The 15,612-nt window shown below is 68.4% G+C and carries 14 protein-coding genes; 6 read left to right on the top strand and 8 right to left on the bottom strand.

Going from position 1 to position 15,612, the window contains the following annotated elements; genetic code table 11:
• The coding region (locus AC068A_RS32930) for a right-handed parallel beta-helix repeat-containing protein (protein ID WP_478589939.1) at nucleotides 1-1,515 on the top strand (1,515 nt) is incomplete at its 5' end.
• 322 nt (nucleotides 1,516-1,837) lie between these two features.
• Here AC068A_RS32930 and AC068A_RS32925 read toward each other — a convergent pair.
• Nucleotides 1,838-2,524 (bottom strand): hypothetical protein, encoded by a 687-nt coding sequence (locus AC068A_RS32925; protein ID WP_478589938.1) that lies wholly within the window; start codon nucleotides 2,522-2,524, stop codon nucleotides 1,838-1,840.
• Between the two features lie 129 nt (nucleotides 2,525-2,653).
• Complete coding sequence (locus AC068A_RS32920) at nucleotides 2,654-2,803, bottom strand: hypothetical protein (protein ID WP_478589937.1); 150 nt, start codon at nucleotides 2,801-2,803, stop codon at nucleotides 2,654-2,656.
• 755 nt (nucleotides 2,804-3,558) lie between these two features.
• On the opposite strand from AC068A_RS32920, the gene AC068A_RS32915 reads away from it, so the two are divergent.
• Nucleotides 3,559-4,452, top strand: a complete 894-nt coding sequence (locus AC068A_RS32915; protein WP_478589936.1) for a class I SAM-dependent methyltransferase — start codon at nucleotides 3,559-3,561, stop codon at nucleotides 4,450-4,452.
• A gap of 44 nt (nucleotides 4,453-4,496) precedes the next feature.
• Here the strand turns inward: AC068A_RS32915 and AC068A_RS32910 are convergent, their stop codons facing one another.
• Nucleotides 4,497-5,801: an MFS transporter gene (locus AC068A_RS32910; protein WP_478589935.1), complete on the bottom strand. Its 1,305-nt coding sequence runs from the start codon at nucleotides 5,799-5,801 to the stop codon at nucleotides 4,497-4,499.
• A gap of 133 nt (nucleotides 5,802-5,934) precedes the next feature.
• Between AC068A_RS32910 and AC068A_RS32905 the strand changes: the two genes are divergently transcribed.
• The gene (locus AC068A_RS32905; protein WP_478589934.1) at nucleotides 5,935-6,870 is read left to right on the top strand and encodes a LysR family transcriptional regulator; all 936 of its coding nucleotides are present in this window, start codon (nucleotides 5,935-5,937) and stop codon (nucleotides 6,868-6,870) included.
• A gap of 18 nt (nucleotides 6,871-6,888) precedes the next feature.
• On the opposite strand, the gene AC068A_RS32900 is transcribed toward AC068A_RS32905, so the two are convergent.
• Nucleotides 6,889-7,584, bottom strand: coding sequence for a class F sortase (locus AC068A_RS32900; protein WP_478589933.1), 696 nt, complete (start codon nucleotides 7,582-7,584; stop codon nucleotides 6,889-6,891).
• Nucleotides 7,585-7,671: 87 nt separating this feature from the next.
• The gene (locus tag AC068A_RS32895; protein WP_478589932.1) at nucleotides 7,672-8,229 is read right to left on the bottom strand and encodes a hypothetical protein; all 558 of its coding nucleotides are present in this window, start codon (nucleotides 8,227-8,229) and stop codon (nucleotides 7,672-7,674) included.
• A 479-nt stretch (nucleotides 8,230-8,708) separates the two neighbouring features.
• On the opposite strand from AC068A_RS32895, the gene AC068A_RS32890 reads away from it, so the two are divergent.
• From AC068A_RS32890 to AC068A_RS32880, 3 genes are all read left to right on the top strand, one after another.
• Nucleotides 8,709-9,896, top strand: a complete 1,188-nt coding sequence (locus AC068A_RS32890) for a tyrosine-type recombinase/integrase (protein ID WP_478589931.1) — start codon at nucleotides 8,709-8,711, stop codon at nucleotides 9,894-9,896.
• A gap of 94 nt (nucleotides 9,897-9,990) precedes the next feature.
• Nucleotides 9,991-10,212, top strand: coding sequence for a hypothetical protein (locus AC068A_RS32885; protein ID WP_478589930.1), 222 nt, complete (start codon nucleotides 9,991-9,993; stop codon nucleotides 10,210-10,212).
• On the top strand, nucleotides 10,209-10,652 hold the full coding sequence (locus AC068A_RS32880) for a DUF6262 family protein (protein WP_478589929.1): 444 nt from the start codon (nucleotides 10,209-10,211) through the stop codon (nucleotides 10,650-10,652). Before AC068A_RS32885 ends, AC068A_RS32880 begins: the two co-directional genes overlap by 4 nt.
• Nucleotides 10,653-11,030: 378 nt before the next feature.
• Here the strand turns inward: AC068A_RS32880 and AC068A_RS32875 are convergent, their stop codons facing one another.
• The 3 genes from AC068A_RS32875 to AC068A_RS32865 all read right to left on the bottom strand — a co-directional run bounded on the left by AC068A_RS32875 (nucleotide 11,031) and on the right by AC068A_RS32865 (nucleotide 15,607).
• On the bottom strand, nucleotides 11,031-11,321 hold the full coding sequence (locus AC068A_RS32875; protein WP_478589928.1) for a hypothetical protein: 291 nt from the start codon (nucleotides 11,319-11,321) through the stop codon (nucleotides 11,031-11,033).
• A gap of 939 nt (nucleotides 11,322-12,260) precedes the next feature.
• Complete coding sequence (locus AC068A_RS32870) at nucleotides 12,261-13,424, bottom strand: glycoside hydrolase family 26 protein (RefSeq protein WP_478589927.1); 1,164 nt, start codon at nucleotides 13,422-13,424, stop codon at nucleotides 12,261-12,263.
• Nucleotides 13,425-14,653: 1,229 nt separating this feature from the next.
• Entirely contained in the window at nucleotides 14,654-15,607 is a 954-nt protein-coding gene (locus tag AC068A_RS32865; protein WP_478589926.1) for a ParB/RepB/Spo0J family partition protein, read from the bottom strand.
• Between the last annotated feature and the right edge of the window lie 5 nt (nucleotides 15,608-15,612).

Genomic DNA, 15,612 nt, shown 5'->3' with positions numbered 1-15,612 from the left:
GCCACCGCGGTCGGTGGTGGCGCCGGCGCGGCATCGGCCACGGCCGCTGGCGCCATCGACGCCGCCAAGGCGCCGCATCTCGCTTCGGCCGCCAATCCGGGTGAAGGCAGCGGTGAAGAGGGCGGCCCGCGGCCTGATGGTGCACAGGCCCGCGAAGAAGGAGACGGTGGGCGCCACGAAGGTGGGCCGCACGAAGGTAAGCGGCACGAAGGTGGGCCGCACGAAGGTGGGCCGCACGAAAGTAGCGGGCCGGACGGCAAGAGGCACGACGCCAAGGGGGAGGCCGGCAAGGAGGAGGCCCGTAAGGAGGCGGAGGGTGCTGGTCACCACGGGCGGCATGGTGATGAGCAGGAGGAGGAGAAGAAGGAGGAGCAGGAGGAGGAGGGCACGCCGGTCGCCTGCGACCCCAACGCGCTGATCGCCGCGATCACGAATGCCAACACCGCGGGCGGGGGGACCCTGCGTCTGGCGGAGAACTGCACCTACATCCTGACGACCAACGAGGACGGGAACGGGCTGCCCGAGATCTTCCAGCCCGTGACGATCTACGGCAACGGCTCCACCATCACTCGCGCCGTCAGCGAAGAGGAGGAGTTCCGTATCTTCGAGGTCGAAAACGGCGGAGACCTCAGACTGCGCGACCTCACCGTCTCCCGCGGCAGTGCGGATGACGAGGACGGCGGCGCGATCCTTGTCCAGGAAGCGGGCCGGCTCGACCTGGATTGCGTCACCCTCGACAGCAACACCGCAGACATCGAGGACTACGACGGTGGCGCGATCTACAACGAGGGCGTCACCGACATCCGTCGCAGCACCCTCAGCAACAACAACGCCGAGGACGGCAGCGCCATCTACAACGACGAGGGCAAGGTGACCATCACCAAGTCGAAGATCACCAACAACGCCGGCGACCCCGAAGACGGCTATGGCGCCGTCACCAACTACTACGGAACCACCACCATCAGCAAGAGCGAGATCAGCCACAACATCACCGCTTACGGTGGCGGCGTCTACAACGACTACGGCATCACGGACATCGACAAGACCCTCATCACGTCCAACCACGCAGAAGAGGACGGCGGCGGCGTCTACCAGGGCGGCGGCTCGTTCTACCTGCGGCGGAGCGTCGTCGAGTACAACACCGCCGACGGCTACGGCGGCGGCCTGTACCTGTACTACCCGTCAGTGGTCGAGGATTCCGTGATCCGCGAAAACATCGCCACCGATGGCGACGGCGGCGGCATCTACATCGGCGACGACGTCTCCATCCGCCGCAGCCAGATCACCCGCAACCGCACCACCGGAGACGACTCGCAAGGCGGCGGAGTCTACAACGCGTCCGGTTACGAGACCATCCTCACGGACACCGACGTGACCTCGAACTCCTCCGACGACCCCGCCGGCGGCTACCACAACGACGGATCGGACGTCTTCGTCTACGGCGAAGTCAACATCGTCGACAACGACCCCACCAACTGCGAAGGCGGCGACCCGGTACCCGGCTGCTTCGGCTGACGGTCGGCAGGACGGCCACCACCAGCCACCCCGCCACACACCCCGCCCCCGGCAGGCAACGGCTGAGTCCTTCAGCAAGCCGGTCGACTGACGGATAGGTGTTCGCAGGCAGCGCCGGACAGATATGGCTCCCCGGCGGTCGAGCGAGAGGTCTGACCCTCGACTCGTCCGCCGGGGAGCCTCTTTGGTGTACGGACTAAACGAATCTCACCCAGCCCAACGCCTGGGGAGGGGCCAGGCTGAAAGAAGCAGCCGGTCTCCCTGGCGATGGTGATGGCCGCGGCCGCCGGGCTGTCCACGCTGCCGACCTGGCAGCACAGCCCTACGGCACCGCGTCCGCCTCCTTCACCGCCCCGGCGGAGTGCTGCTCGTATGCAGGCCCCACCCGCAGGCGCCCCTGCGGGGTCTGCACCAACCAACCGGTGTGGATCAGGCGCCGGAACGCCTGAACAACGGGGGTGCCGTTCTGCCATCCCAGGATGACCGCCAGCTCCTGCGGGGTGGGTGGCATGCCTTTCGACGTCTCGTACTGCGCGGCGCGGGAGCAGATCATCGGGCCCTTGCCGTGCACTACGCCCCACAGTCGGCGTTGCAGCTTCGCCTGGTCGGACAGCGTCGCCCACCCGAGACCGCGCACCTCGCTCGCCGGGATCGTCGCGGGAGCTCCGGGATCCGGCACACCGGCGAACCTGCCGCGTGCCGCAGGCACGAAGGACCGGCTGCCGGGGACGACGGCCGGCTCCGCCTGTGGCACGCGAGCCGGCCGGGGCTGGTGTCCGGCGACGCGCACGCTCAGCGGCGCGTGCAGCACGTCGGCGTCTCCGTGGACGGTGATCAGGCCGCTGTCGGCCAGGTCCTGCACGACCTTCACGGCCGTGCGCACGCCGATGAGGTCTCCGTTGGGGAGCGCGAGCCGTCCGACATCGCGGTAGCTCACCTCCTGGTTCGCGGCGCAGGCCCAGGTCAGGTAGGCGAACGCGCGCAGTTCGAGGGGAGACATCTTGCTCACCTCGGCCGCTGTAACGGGTTCCTTCCGGGGTGCCACGGCTTCCTCGCTCTACATGTGATCGATGTCTACGACGATGCTGGGCCGCAGTGTCCCGCACCGTTCGCACCCCACACCGCGAGACAGGGCCGATCACACCGACGCGTCGTACTCCGGCGCGGAGATCAGCCAGTCCATCGGGTGCACGGAAGCCTGCCAGACGGGCAGCATGGGGAATGTGGACAGACCGGAATGACGGTCGACATGTCTGAATGCCGCCTTGCGCTTCGACGAAACAGTCAACTTGCTGGACTTTAGGGAGAGTTGTGTTACGACTCCCCTCGCTGCGACCGGTGAGGAATCTTCCCGCCCGCTCAGGACGTCGCGCCAGAAGGCCCCGAACTGACCCCCATACCTGAAAGCTTCGTCTCATACACCGCGGATCCCACGCCCCGCTGCACGGGTGATCGGCGTGCACCAGGCGGTGTGTCACTGGTGGACGTCTGCGCTCCCTCGCCATCCTGGCCCGGGCTGGACGGCAAACGACTGGACGGCGTGCGGGTGGCAGCGGAGGTGTACGTTCGCTCGGAGAGGGGGGAGCGCGTGCTTGGCTCTCGCTCCGCAGTGCGCATGCCGCCGCTGCGGAACCGACGCCCCTTCCCGCAGCCAGGACATCGCCCTGCGGGCCTTGGCCACAAGCTGGCCCAGCTGCGCCGGACCGCACGCCACCTTCTCGCCCGCGGCCTGGTTCGCCGCGTCGGACCTCGCAGGGCATTGCCACACACTCGTTCCACACCACCGACACCGCGCCCACTCCGCTTCCGGATACGCGAGCGCGGCGGACGGCATACACAGCCAGCCGATACATGGACCGGGCATACCCGACCACCCCGTCGGCCATCGTTGATGCCGTCACGGCCAGGAACCCATGGCTGCCACTGCAACGGAAGAAAGGACCGGTCAGACCAGATGCGCAGAGAGTTCCGCAGTTTCACGGCTCCGCCCCCAGGACTCATTCCTCCCCGGCGTGAAGACCGGGGCCTCCCGGGAGAAACCAGGTGACCTTGTTCGACACTGCGGCTGCGGCGCACGCCCACTACCAGCCCGGCCCGCCTGCGGAAGCCATCCCCGCCCTCGCAGCCACAGTGGAGGATGTACCCTCGCCGGCTCTGCTGGATCTCGGCGCCGGCACCGGTCAGGTCACCGCGGCTCTCCTGCCGTACATCGCGCACGCCGACCTCGTCGACGCGGACGAGCACATGCTCCGCCAGGCCACGGCCAGCATGAGGAACCGCCTCGGGGGGTCTCTCATCGCCCTGCATCCGGTACGGGCGGAGACGTTCACCGCCCCATACCCCGAATACCAGGCGCACTTGATCACTTGCTGCAGGGCCTTCCACGGGATGGACCGGCCCGCGGTCCTGGCCATGGCCGACAAAGTGGCCGCTCCCGGCGCCGTCGTGGCCGTCATGGGTGACGGCAGCCTGTGGAGCCACCAGGCCGAGTGGACCTCCGCGCTCATGGAACTGATCCGCTCCCACCTCGCGTGCGAACACCGCCCCAGCCTGTGGCGCCGCGGAACCGCGTGGACCACCTCGCTCAAAGAGCTCGTCCGGTCCCACCTCGCCCCCCGCCGGCGCGCCCCGGCAGGCTCCGGCCCCTCCAGCGCCTACCGGGAGCTGGCCAGGCGCTACGAGGACGACCTCGCTGCATCGGCGTTCAGCGACATCACCAAACACCGCTTCCCACTCATCCGCACCTGGACGCCCGAAGCGGTCATGAGGTACCTGCGCAGCACGAGCTACGCCCAGTTGCCCGGCCTGTTCGCCGACCATGCCCGGTTCGAGGAATGCGCACGCATATTGCTTGCCAGGCACGCGCACGACGGCATTCTCCTCGAGGAAACGGTGTTCACACTCCTGCTGGCACGCCGCCCCGGAGACGGACGGTAGCGGGGCGGCGCAGCCCGGTCGCGGCGCATGACCGTGACGGCCCGTCAGGAGCGACTCGGTGCCGGCTCCGGCTCGGAGAGAAGCGCTGCCGCGCGGCGGGGGAGCAGCAGCGGGGTCGCCAGCAGGAGCACCCCGGCAAGGCCGATGGCTGTACGCGGGCCGAGCAGGCCGCCCAGTACGCCCCAGACGGCCGTCAGCAACGCGGTCGACGCCTTGGTCGTCACCGCCCAGGCGGACAACGTGCGGACGACCCGGTCGGTCGCGGTGCACTCGAGGCGGCAGGCGGCGTAGACGGGGTTGAAGACCCCGCAGCAGAAGATGAGCCCGAGTTCGACGCCCATCACCAGCAGCAGCCCTCCGGTGCCTGGTCCCGGGAAGGCCAGGCCGACGGGCCAGATCGCGCGGAGGGCCCCGACCACGACCAGGACCCGGTACTGCCCGAACCGGGTGACCAGCGGCCGGGCCAGCCGCGAACCGAGCAGCCCGCCGATCGAGGGCGCGGCGAAGGCGAGGCCGTACTGCCACGGCGCGAACCCGAGTCGGCCGAGCATCAGGACGGCCAGCAGCGGCGAGACGGCCATGACCAGGCCGTTGAACAGGACGGTGTTGAAGAACAGCGGACGCAACGCCGTGTCGGCGAGGATGTACCGCCAGCCGTCGAGCAGGTCCCCGGCCCGCATACGCGCGGCCTCCCGGCGCTCGGGCCGCGGCTCGTGCCCGCCCATCGCGCGGATGCCCAGGGCCGAGAGCAGGTAGCTGACCGCGTCGGCCACCACCGTCGCCACCGGACCGAGGAGCCCGATCGCCGCGCCGCCCAGCGGCGGTCCGATGATCGTGGTCGTCCAGGCCGTGGACTCGAACCGGGCGTTGGCGACGAGCAGGTCCTCGGCCGGCAGCAGCGTCTTCAGGTACGCGCCGGAGGCGGCGCGGAAGGTGATGTCGGCCGCCGCGACGACGACCGACACCAGCAGCAGCTGCACGAAGGTGAGCACGCCGAGCGCGAACGCGGTGGGGATCGTCAGCAGCGCCGCGAACCGCACCAGGTCCATCGCGATCAGCACCGGCCGCTTGCGGCGGAACTCCACCCACGGGCCGAGCGGCACCGCCACGGCCGCGCCCACCGCAGCCCCCACGGCGGAGAGCGCGGCGACCTCGGCCGGTCCGGCGTGCAGCACCTGGATGGCGATCAGCGGGAACGCGCCGAAGGCGAGCCACGTGCCGAGCGCGCTGGTCCCGTACGCTCCCCAGAGCCACCCGAACCGCCACCCGAACCGCCGCCCAAGTCGATGTCCGAGCAGGTGTCCGAGCAGGTGTCCGAGCAGATGTCCCAGCCGGTGCCCGCTCCTCACGCCCGACGCCCCTCTCCACTCACCTGCACAACCGATCCGCGATCGGAAGCATCAAAGCGAGCGCCAGACCCAGCGATCAAACAACCGCAGAGCCGTCGGTCACAACCAACGGTTGTACCCATAGGGTGTCGGCATGGACCTCGACACCGTCCGGACCTTCGCCGCCGCCGCCGACGCGGGGCAGTTCCAGGAGGCCGCCGCCGAGCTGGCAGTCACCCAGCAGGCCGTCTCCAAGCGCATCGCCGCGCTGGAGCGCAACCTCGGCGTGCGGCTGTTCACCCGCACGCCGCGCGGCGCCGAGCTCACCATCGACGGGCAGGCGTTCCTGCCCCACGCACGCGAACTGCTGCGCGTCGCCGAGCGCGCAGTCGCGTCCGTGCGCCCCGGCCGCCGTCCGCTGCGCGTCGACGTGATCGCTTCGCGCGTCGCGCCGTCGGGCCTGATGCGCGGCTTCCACCGCGCGCACCCCGACATCGAGCTCGACGTGGTGATGCTGTCCGACATCGAGACGGCCATCGCCGCCATCCGGTCCGGTGCGATCGACGCGTCCTTCCGCGCCGTCGCCGCGCCCGGCCGGCCCCTTCCCGAGGACATCGAGTCCGTCCGGGTGCTCGACGAGCCGCTCCAGCTCCTCACCGGCCCCGCCCACGCGCTGGCGGGCGCCCGGTCGGTGGCCCTCGCCCAGCTCGCCGGGCACCGGATCTGGATGCCCGGCATCGTCCCGGGTACCGAGTGGGCCGCCTACTACGACGACCTCGTCGCCGAGTTCGGCCTCACCATCGAGGCGACCGGCCCCAACTTCGGCTCCGACGCGCTCCTCGACACCGTCGCCGACACCCCGGGCCTGGCCACCTTCATGGGCGAGCACACACGCCTCGTCTGGCCCGCCGATCACGGCCTGCGTCGCATCCCGGTGGCCGAGCCCACACCCGTCTACCCGCACTCGCTCCTCTGGCACCGCGACAACCCCCACCCGGCGCTGGCCACCCTCCGCGCCCACCTCACCGCCACAGCGGCCGGCCACCACGCCGCCGGAACCTGGACTCCGCGCTGGGTGATTCCGCGTTGAACGTCGCGTCTGCGATCATCACGCGTGCCTGCGCGCATCAAGATGGGCGAATACCACCACATTATCCGTGTAGTCACGGGCCTTTCGATCGTAGGTGCCACCACAGGTGATAAGGCGCAGCTCTGGCCTTGGAGTATCGGCATAGACCCGGCGGTCGGGAAAGTGAGCCTTACTGAAGGTGTTCACGGAGTCGACACTGAAAGTGACGATAATACCGTCGGTGCGAATGACATCGATCTTGTCCCCCGTTTTCAGCTCACTCAGATGCACAAATACTGCAGGGCCTGTCTTCGTGTCGACGTGGCCCACGACGATCGATGCCCCAACCTCTCCCGGTGATGCAGCGCCCCGGTACCAGCCAACGAGGTTGGCGTTGTCGGGAGGCGGCGCGTCAAGCTGCTTGGACGAGGTCAACGACAATTCCGTGAATGGCGCGTCGACCCCGATCCGTGGAATGAGGATCCGCTTCGGCAGGGGGCGAGACGACGTCGTCACATGTGCAGTCGCATTACTGTGCGGCGTAGTGGGTGCAACCACTGCGGGCCGGAACCGCTGGGTGGGAACGGGGGGAACGGGGGGCAGGCCTGGAGACTCAAAGATGAGCAGTGCACCCACCCCCATCGCCACCGCCGGCCACACCACCGTGCGCCAAAGAAGACCCGCCGAGTGCGTGCTACGTGACAGTTTCGGCGGCAGCGAGGGCTGGACAGTCATCGAACCCGAGACTTCTGTAAGAGGGGCAGCGGACTTCTCGCATACGCACGGCCGCCGTCACAAGACGGCGGCCGCAGTTACACCGGATCAGTTCACAGCTGCATCAGACGCTGCGCGCCGCCGCAGCGCGTAAACTCCCGCCGCGAAACCACCGAGCAGCAGTGCAGACCCTGCCGCCGAGCCGCCTCCCTCCGCAGCCAGGCCTCCACCGCCGGCGTGGACACCGCCAACCGGCTTCTCCTGCTCGGCCTGCTCCTGCTCGGCCTGCTCCAGCTTGGCCTGCTCCTCCTCCTGCTTCAACTGCCCGAGCCTCGCCTGCTTTTCCTGCTCACGCTTCGCCTCCTCCGCCTGCTTCTGCTGCTTCATCAGCTCGCGCTGTGCATCCTTCGGCTGAACCTGCTCCGGCTTCTGCTCCCCCTCCTTCTCCTTCTCCTTCTCCTCCTCCCCGGGCTTCGGCTCCTTGCTGGGCCCGCCCATTCCGGGCTGCTCCTCCGAAGACTTGGGGTACACGCCGTGGCTGTCCGAAGAGCCGATGTCCGAGCCCATTCGCCCATCCAGGGCCAGGGCACTGGCGGCGGGAGCCGAAAGCGCGAGGGCGGCAGCGGCCACAGCAGCTGAGGCGAATACGGCAATGGGCGTGCGCATGCGGGGTCCTTTCGCGACTACTACGCAAACCAGCACGGCACCGGCTTTCGGTACGCAGTAGCGATGTTCCCACCTTTAGCAGAAATGCCACTTTACGTGACCGGGGATCGCCCAATGCATCTGCGGATTAGCCATCCCGTAGGCTTTCCGAGTGTCCGCCAATGGACTGGCGTGAGGCGTCGGCAGGTTGAACGAGGGCTTCCTCGCGGCGTGATCAACTGGCTGGGCAGGGTGCGGGAGCGCCGGTCGTGGAGACGCCACCGTGCCGGGGTATTCGGTTTCCGCCGGAGCCCAACTCCCGCCGATCCACTGCCACGACGACGGTCACGCGACGGCCCGCGGAAGGTGCGCACCCCTTCCGTTGCCGACGGGGCCTGAGCACGTCGCTTCCATGTCCGCGACGAGCGTGACCGTGAGCACTCTGCATCGTTGATGCGTTGCTATCAACGGGCGTTCTTCAACGAGACGGAAGAGCATCAGTGGCGCACAGCCTGGCGGTCCAGCCCTCCGGCGGACAGCGGACGTGGACCGTGATCGATCAGAAGTACCGGACGGTCGCCCCCGTCGAGGAGTGGCTGGAGGCCCATCGCCCGCTGTGGTCGCCGAACACCGTCCGCTGCTACGCCACCTCGCTGGCCCAGTGGTGGACGTTCCTGGAACAGCGTGGCGAAACCGCGAAGTGGGGCGATGCCGGACTCCCGGCGGTCACCGGGTTCCTGTCCTGGCTGCGCAACGGCCGCACCCTCGGGCACACCTTGGCCAAGCCCGAGGAAGCCCCCGCGCCGGAGACACTGGAGGTGAGACTGGCCGCGCTGATCTCCTTCTACCGCTGGCAGGAGGCGGTATTTGCGGTGCCGGTCGCCGGTCGGCTGCTGGGCGGGACACCGCATCGAACCCCGGCCCGTGGCTTGCTCGCACACCTGGACTCCCGCACCGCACCAGGCCCGTCACCGCTGGTCCACGTCCGACGGCAACGCCAACGCGGGCGACCGCCGCTGCTGCTGCCGGCGGATACCCAGGCGATCCTGGACGGCTGCGCGAGACCGGACGCGTCCGGCGGAGAGTGGGCCGGGAACCTGCGCGACCGGCTGCTGTTCGCCCTGCTCGCAGAGACCGGTATGCGCCTGGGTGAGGCTCTCGGCCTGCGGATCCGCGACTTCGTCATAGGCCCCGGCGGCACGCCCTATGTCGAGATCGTGCCACGCGACGGCAACCCGAACGGGGCGAGGGGGAAGACGATGTGCCAGAGACGGGTCCACGTCGGCACTGATCTGGAGCAGCTGTTCGCCGACTACCTCACCCATCTCGCCTGCCGAGCCACCGACTTGGGGATGGAGATCGGTACGGACTCGCCGCTGCTCGTGAACCTGGACAGGCCCCCACTGCTGGCCGCCCTGCGGGAGGGGACAGTGCGGGACAAGACCGCTGCCCTGCGCAAGAAGAAGATCGGGCCCGCGTCGTGGACACCGCACTGGTTCCGCCACGGTCACGCCGCCGCGCTGTTGCTGGCCGGCACCCCGGAGTGGGTGGTCTCCCGCCGCCTCGGACACGCACACGTGCAGACCACGCTCGATCTGTACGGCTGGGTCCGGGAGGACAAAGCTCTTCGCGCCGCGGCGAACTGGGAATCGTATACCAGTAAATGGCAAGTAGCCGGCAGTGAGTAAGCATCTCCGTCGTCTGCGCCTGCAAGCAGGGCTTGGTCAGGTTCGATCACCAGTGGCGTGTCTGGCTGATGGGCTGTGTCGTTGACCAGGTGTGTTGGCTGAGGAGTTGGCCGCGGTCCGGTGCGATCCGGAGGATTTCGCGGCGGAGGTGTTCGAGCCGTTCGGGCAAGCCGAGCTCGCAGCCCTGACCCGGCTCCTGGCCGCCATCGCCGAAAATGCCGGCCGCGCCGTCCAGGGCACCGGCTGCGGCCCCGCCCCCACCGGCCCGGATCCCCTCACTCCCGACCTCGACCGTCACCGAAGGACCCAGCCGTGACCGACTTCCGCACCAAGCGCACACAGACCCTCGCCGCCGCTGCCAAAGCAAAGTCGCAGGCCAAAATGGAGGCCGCGGAGGAGGCGATCCGCGCTCTCATCAAGCGCGGTGAACCGATCACCTTCCAAGCCGTCCAGCGCGAGGCCGGTGTCTCCCACGCCTTCCTCTACGGCCACCCCGAACTGCGCGGGCGCATCGAACGCCTGCGGGCTCAAGCCCATCCGATCCCCGCACCGACCGCTCCGGCCGATGACCAGAGCACTCTCGTGCTCGCACTGACCAGTCAGGTCACCCGGCTGAAGAAGCAGCACCGGGAAGAAGTACAGGCTCTGCGGGACGCGCTGGAGCAAGCCCACGGCGAGAACCTTGACCTGCGCCGCGAACTCGCCCGCCGCAGCGGAAGCACCCCGCCGCAGTCCCAGGCCGGCGTCCCCTACTGACCACGCCATATCGATGGAAGAAACATCCTGAACAGCGGAAACGTACCCAGATCAAGATCGAACCGGCGATAGCGTCCAGGCTTGCACACGCCCGATCCGTGATTCGCGAGTACGTGAATTTCCCGCCGTTCCGGCGCGAGGCCGGGAGTGAGCCGTTCGACGCCGCAGCCGATGCATGTCCGTAGGTCTCAAAGGGCCTGGCCATGCAGGTCCGGCAGACGTAGCCCTCGGGCGAGCGGTTCGCTCCCGGCCGCACAACAGATCCACGGCGCGGACCTGCGTGAGGCTCAGTACAGTTTCGCTGGCCGTCGCCTGATGTCGGCGCGGCGTGGCAGCGGCCAAACGACTGAGCCCTACGCCTGAGGCAGGAACGGCACCTTAGTCGATGGGTGCCGACACAGAGGGCGGTACCTCTGCCGGGGAGCTTGCCATTGTGTCAGCCCAGGCACGCGCGGCCTCCTCAAGGGCGGCAATCTCATCGGCCACGTCGTCGGCGGAGTCGGCACTCAAGGCGCTGCTGATGAGTTCCTCCAGGGCGGTGTGGAACGCTTCCTCCTCTCCGGCGTAGACAGCAACCTGGGGGTGATCCGCAGTACGGTCGTGAGAGTCGGCGACAGCGGGCGCGGTGAAGGCGGCGAAAGCCGCGACGGCGCTCGCGGCGACGGTCAAAGCCCGCTTCCTTGCGTTTTGCATGCGTTCTCCAATGATCGAACGTGGGCTGATGGTGTTGGCGTCCCCGACACTCACACCTCTGGCGGGCCGCCTACCGAATTTCCTTCTCAGGAAATACAGACCGCTACGGTCCCGCACCCCGAAGAGTGCATCCGGGGGAAGGCCTGTCAATCGAACGGCTCTGTCCCGAAATCGGTGGTGACAGGCTGTGAATCGGGCGGGATCGGACGACTTCGTGATCCGTAGCGGAATCCGTAGCCGGGCAGGCAGAGACGGCGTCCCTTGATCCATCACCGTGGCCATGCCGTGCGCGGTGCGCGGTCCGGCGCTGTGGCACAGGGCTTCGCAGACGGCCAGACCGCTGAAAGTGCTCACCAGGGCGGCGATGACGGCGACCAGCGCGGCGGTGAAGAGGCTGCCGGTTCGCAATGGATTCACCCCCGGCGTCCTCGCCAGGCTCCGACGGTTCCCGCTGGGGCCCGCTGTATGCGGCCGTTGGTCGGCTCCCTGTGACAGCCCGGTGGCAAGGCCGGCAACGCTGTCCATGTCACCGGTGTCGTCGAGGCCGACTCGGTCGACCGGCTCTGCCTGACGCGGCCGCACGGCCTCCTGGAAGGCGATAGGCCAGTTCCTCCGCCGGGCCGTTCACCTCGTCCAGCCCGAGGAGCCGCTGCCCGTGGGCAGCGTGCTGCTCGTGCTTCCGCCCCGGCCAAAACGCGGGGAGCTCCGGCTGGGGGTGGCAACCGTTCCTGTCGTGACGACCGCGCCGCTTTCTGCGCTCGGCGAATACATACATCGGACCGTCACCCAAGCGTGTCGACTCGCCGTCGGAGTGCGACCGTGTCAGAAACGGTCGGGCGGTCCCGGAGGAGGCGACTTCAACGCCGCCCCACGGTCTTCGTACTGGTCAGGTGGGTCGGAGCAAGCGATCCCAAGTCAGGGCGCCGGGACCTCGGGCGTCGGAACCGCCGGCGAGGGCGGCGTGGGCGCAACGGGTGTGGGGACCGCGGGTGTGGGCGCGTGCGGGCTCGGGAGTTCTGGCTTTGCGCTGGCCGGGGTGGGCGCGACGGGTGTGGGGGCCACAGGCGTCGGCACCACAGGCGTCGGCACCGCGGCCTCGCGCTTCTTGGGCAGCAGGGCTTCGCGGAAGGCCTTCGTCGACTGCGGATTCTGCTTGCACTGCCACACGCCGTGCGGGCAGTAGTCGGTGATGGTGTGGTAGAGGGGCTTGTGCTGCTCGATCCACTGGAGCATGCGCCGTACGTACTCGGGATTGTCCCCGCGCCGGAACAGTCCCCACTCCGGGTACGAGATCTGCTTGCCATGCGCTTTCGCGAAGTCGACCTGCTGCTGCAGGCCGTACGGCTGGGTGACGTGGTCGTCGAAGGTGAGGCCGGGATCCTGGTCGTACGAATCCATGCCGATGACGTCGACCACGTCGTCACCCGGGTAGCACAGGGTCCAGCCGATCGCGTCCGTACCCCGGCTCGGGGCGAAGTCGAACTTGAACTTCTGTCCGGGCACGGACCGCATGGTATTGACGATGCGCTTCCAGTACACCTTCCAGTTCTCCGGGTCGGGACTGCAGCGGTGGGTGTAGGTGATCCCGTTCATCTCCCAGCCGAGCACGATGACCGTGTCCGGCACGCCCAGTGCCACCAGCCGTTCGGCGAGCTTCTTGAAGTGCCCGTCGTACTGGCCCTGTGCGCCCGCCTTGATCAGCTGGGCGACCTGGCCATCGGGCACCCGGTCCTCGTTGTGCTCCTGCATGGGCACGTTGAGGACGAACATCCGGTTGGCGTTGCCCTGGCGCCACTGTGCCCAGTCGTCGAGGAAGCCCACGTTCCCCTCGATCCCGGCCCACTGGTCGCCGGGCAGATAGGTGTGCCCCACCCGGATCTCCTTGCCGCCCAGCCAGAGCGAGAAGTACGGGATCTGGGCCACTCCGGCCGGCCCGTAGTCGAGATAGGCGCCCATGGCGATGTCGGAGCCCCCAGGCTCTTCCTTCTCGGGCGCCGTCAGTGTGGCGCCGGCGGCGAGCAGTCCGGCCGTGACCGTACCGATGCAGGTGATCGCCAGTCGGCGACGTGGTCTGGACATGGCGTCTCCCGAGCTCTGCTGAACCGGTTGCTTACTAAAGATGCTAGGCATCACATCTGATGAAAGGCCTGTCCGGTGACTACCGTGTGTAGGCCATTCGCAGGTGTGCACCGTCCCCCGCTTGGTGTGGATGTGCCGGTTGTTTCGCTGGCCGGGGGTGGCTTGTCGCGTGGTGGGTCGATGGTTCCGTCGGTGGCGTGAGAGGGAAGCGTGTCAGCCCGCTGTCCCACACCCGGCGGCCGACACAAAGGAGTTCGAGGCCATGACGGAACCAACCGCGAGAGTCTCGGCTTGATCTTTGACTCTTCAATCGAACGTGTTCGGTGAGAGATTCGGCTCTCTTCTCGTCCACACAGAGGACGATGGCCCGCTCGGGCGAGTCCAGGCACAGTCCGACGACGTCGCGGATCTTCCCCTGGAGCCGGTCGGCCGCGAACCGCTTACGCCACTTGGCCACGGTGACCGGATGGACCCCAAGCTCCACCCCCACCGCGGTGTTTCGAGCCGCCATCAGCGCACGCGAGCACGATCCGGCACCGCAACGCCAGAGCCTGCGAGGACATTGCCCGCCGCGACCAGCGCAGTGGGCTGTGGTTCCAGCGGATGCCGATGTATGCCTCGCCGCCCGTGAGCACGGCGGTGATCTGGCGGAGGCCGCTGATCGGCTGGATGTCGATGCCGCTGTCCTGAACCACCACGGACCCTCCGGACTGCGGCGCTCCCACGGCCGACGGGGCCGCCAACCGGCGCTCAGCGTCGGCTGCAGCCGCAGCGTGTCCTCGAGACCGATCAATCGTTGCCATGGTGGTGCGCAGAGCTCGCCCGGCGCTCCTCCCATACTCCCGGGCGGGTACGTTGCGCACTGACGCGCGGCTTCGGTCGTCGGAGTCATCCCTACCGGAGCCGTGCGCCACGACCTATGGCGCCGGACGGCGCCTGCTCCAGACCGCGAGCGTTTGTGCTGCGTGGTGGCCGCTTGACCGGCGGCCACCACAGCTCTTCTCTTCAGCGAAGTGGCCGCCCCTGATCTGCTTGATCCACCGCCGCCGCCCCGCGGGCGACCAGTACTCCGTACCGGCGGCCGATCGAACTCGCTGTTGGCGGCGGTGACGCTTCGGCACATAGGTGTGGCTCCGCACCTGTGTGTGGTGTGGCCTCCCGGAGATCACCAGGAGGCCACACCACACACAGGTTCCGGACTTAACCGGGTTAAGACCCCGATCAGGCCTCTACGCGTCATCCATCAGGAGCAGCACCAGCTCCTCACGATGTGCAGCGGTCATGTGTGCACGAAGGTTCACTGCGAACCACCCAGGGTTGTCCCAGGGCAGCATCAGCTCGCCAAGATCCGGTGAGTCGGTCTTAACCGGGTTAAGTGCCGGTGCTGCGGATTGGTCAGGGCCACCCGCCTGGCCGGGCAACGAGAGTGGCGTCTCCTCCCCAGGGGTGGCGGGCGAGCCGCCAGCGGCGCGGGCCGCGCCGGCCTGCGCCGTGCGGGGCTTCCGCGGTGTCTTGACCGGGTTAAGAGCCTTCTCTGCTTCAGCCCGCTGCTGCTCCGCCGGAAGCCGACCGATGCGGCGCCCCTCGCGGACCTTCAGCTCCCCGCTTTCGACCTTCTCCTGAAGGTCTTCCGGAAGCTTCAGGAGCGCGAGCCGCTGCGAGACCCAAGCCTCCGTCTTGGCCAGCCGTTTGGCCACGGCCCCCTGCGTGCCGTGGACCTTGACCAGCTCCTCGATGGCCCTGGCCTGGTCGACAGGGGGCACGTCCACCCGGTGGACATTGGCGATGAGCGCAGACTCGAGCATGTCGGCGGCCGTCGACGCAAGCGCATCGTTTACGTCGATCCGCAGTTCGGGCAGGCCGGCTGCGTGCGCGGCGGCCAGGCGACGGTTGCCGTCGATCACGACGTAGTCGGCAGAACCGATGGCTTCCTCCTGGCCCGGGTGAACGGTGAGGAAGGCCACTCGCCGGACTACCGCAACCGGCTGCAGCTGCCCTCGCTCACGAAGAGAAGACGCCGTCTCCCCGACGTCCGTAAGTTCCTCGCGGGGGTTGAAGGGATTGTGTGCCAGCTCCGCCAGCGACACTGCGGCAGGAGGCCGCCTGCCCTCGCCGGCCATGATCTGCTGGCGCGTACGGATCCGACGGGGACCGGGGCTGGTGTCGGCTCCCTCGTCGTCCATGCTGA

Source organism: Streptomyces sp. NPDC043854 (genome assembly GCF_056436005.1).
Note: the sequence above shows the minus strand (reverse complement) of the source record. Positions and strands in the feature narration are given on the sequence as shown.

Bases quoted from the DNA above. Each gene is read 5' to 3' on its own strand.
- AC068A_RS32865 (WP_478589926.1), bottom strand. From the start codon at position 15,607: ATGGACGACGAGGGAGCCGACACCAGCCCCGGTCCCCGTCGGATCCGT.
- AC068A_RS32905 (WP_478589934.1), top strand. From the start codon at position 5,935: ATGGACCTCGACACCGTCCGGACCTTCGCCGCCGCCGCCGACGCGGGG.
- AC068A_RS32870 (WP_478589927.1), bottom strand. From the start codon at position 13,424: ATGTCCAGACCACGTCGCCGACTGGCGATCACCTGCATCGGTACGGTC.
- AC068A_RS32895 (WP_478589932.1), bottom strand. From the start codon at position 8,229: ATGCGCACGCCCATTGCCGTATTCGCCTCAGCTGCTGTGGCCGCTGCC.
- AC068A_RS32900 (WP_478589933.1), bottom strand. From the start codon at position 7,584: ATGACTGTCCAGCCCTCGCTGCCGCCGAAACTGTCACGTAGCACGCAC.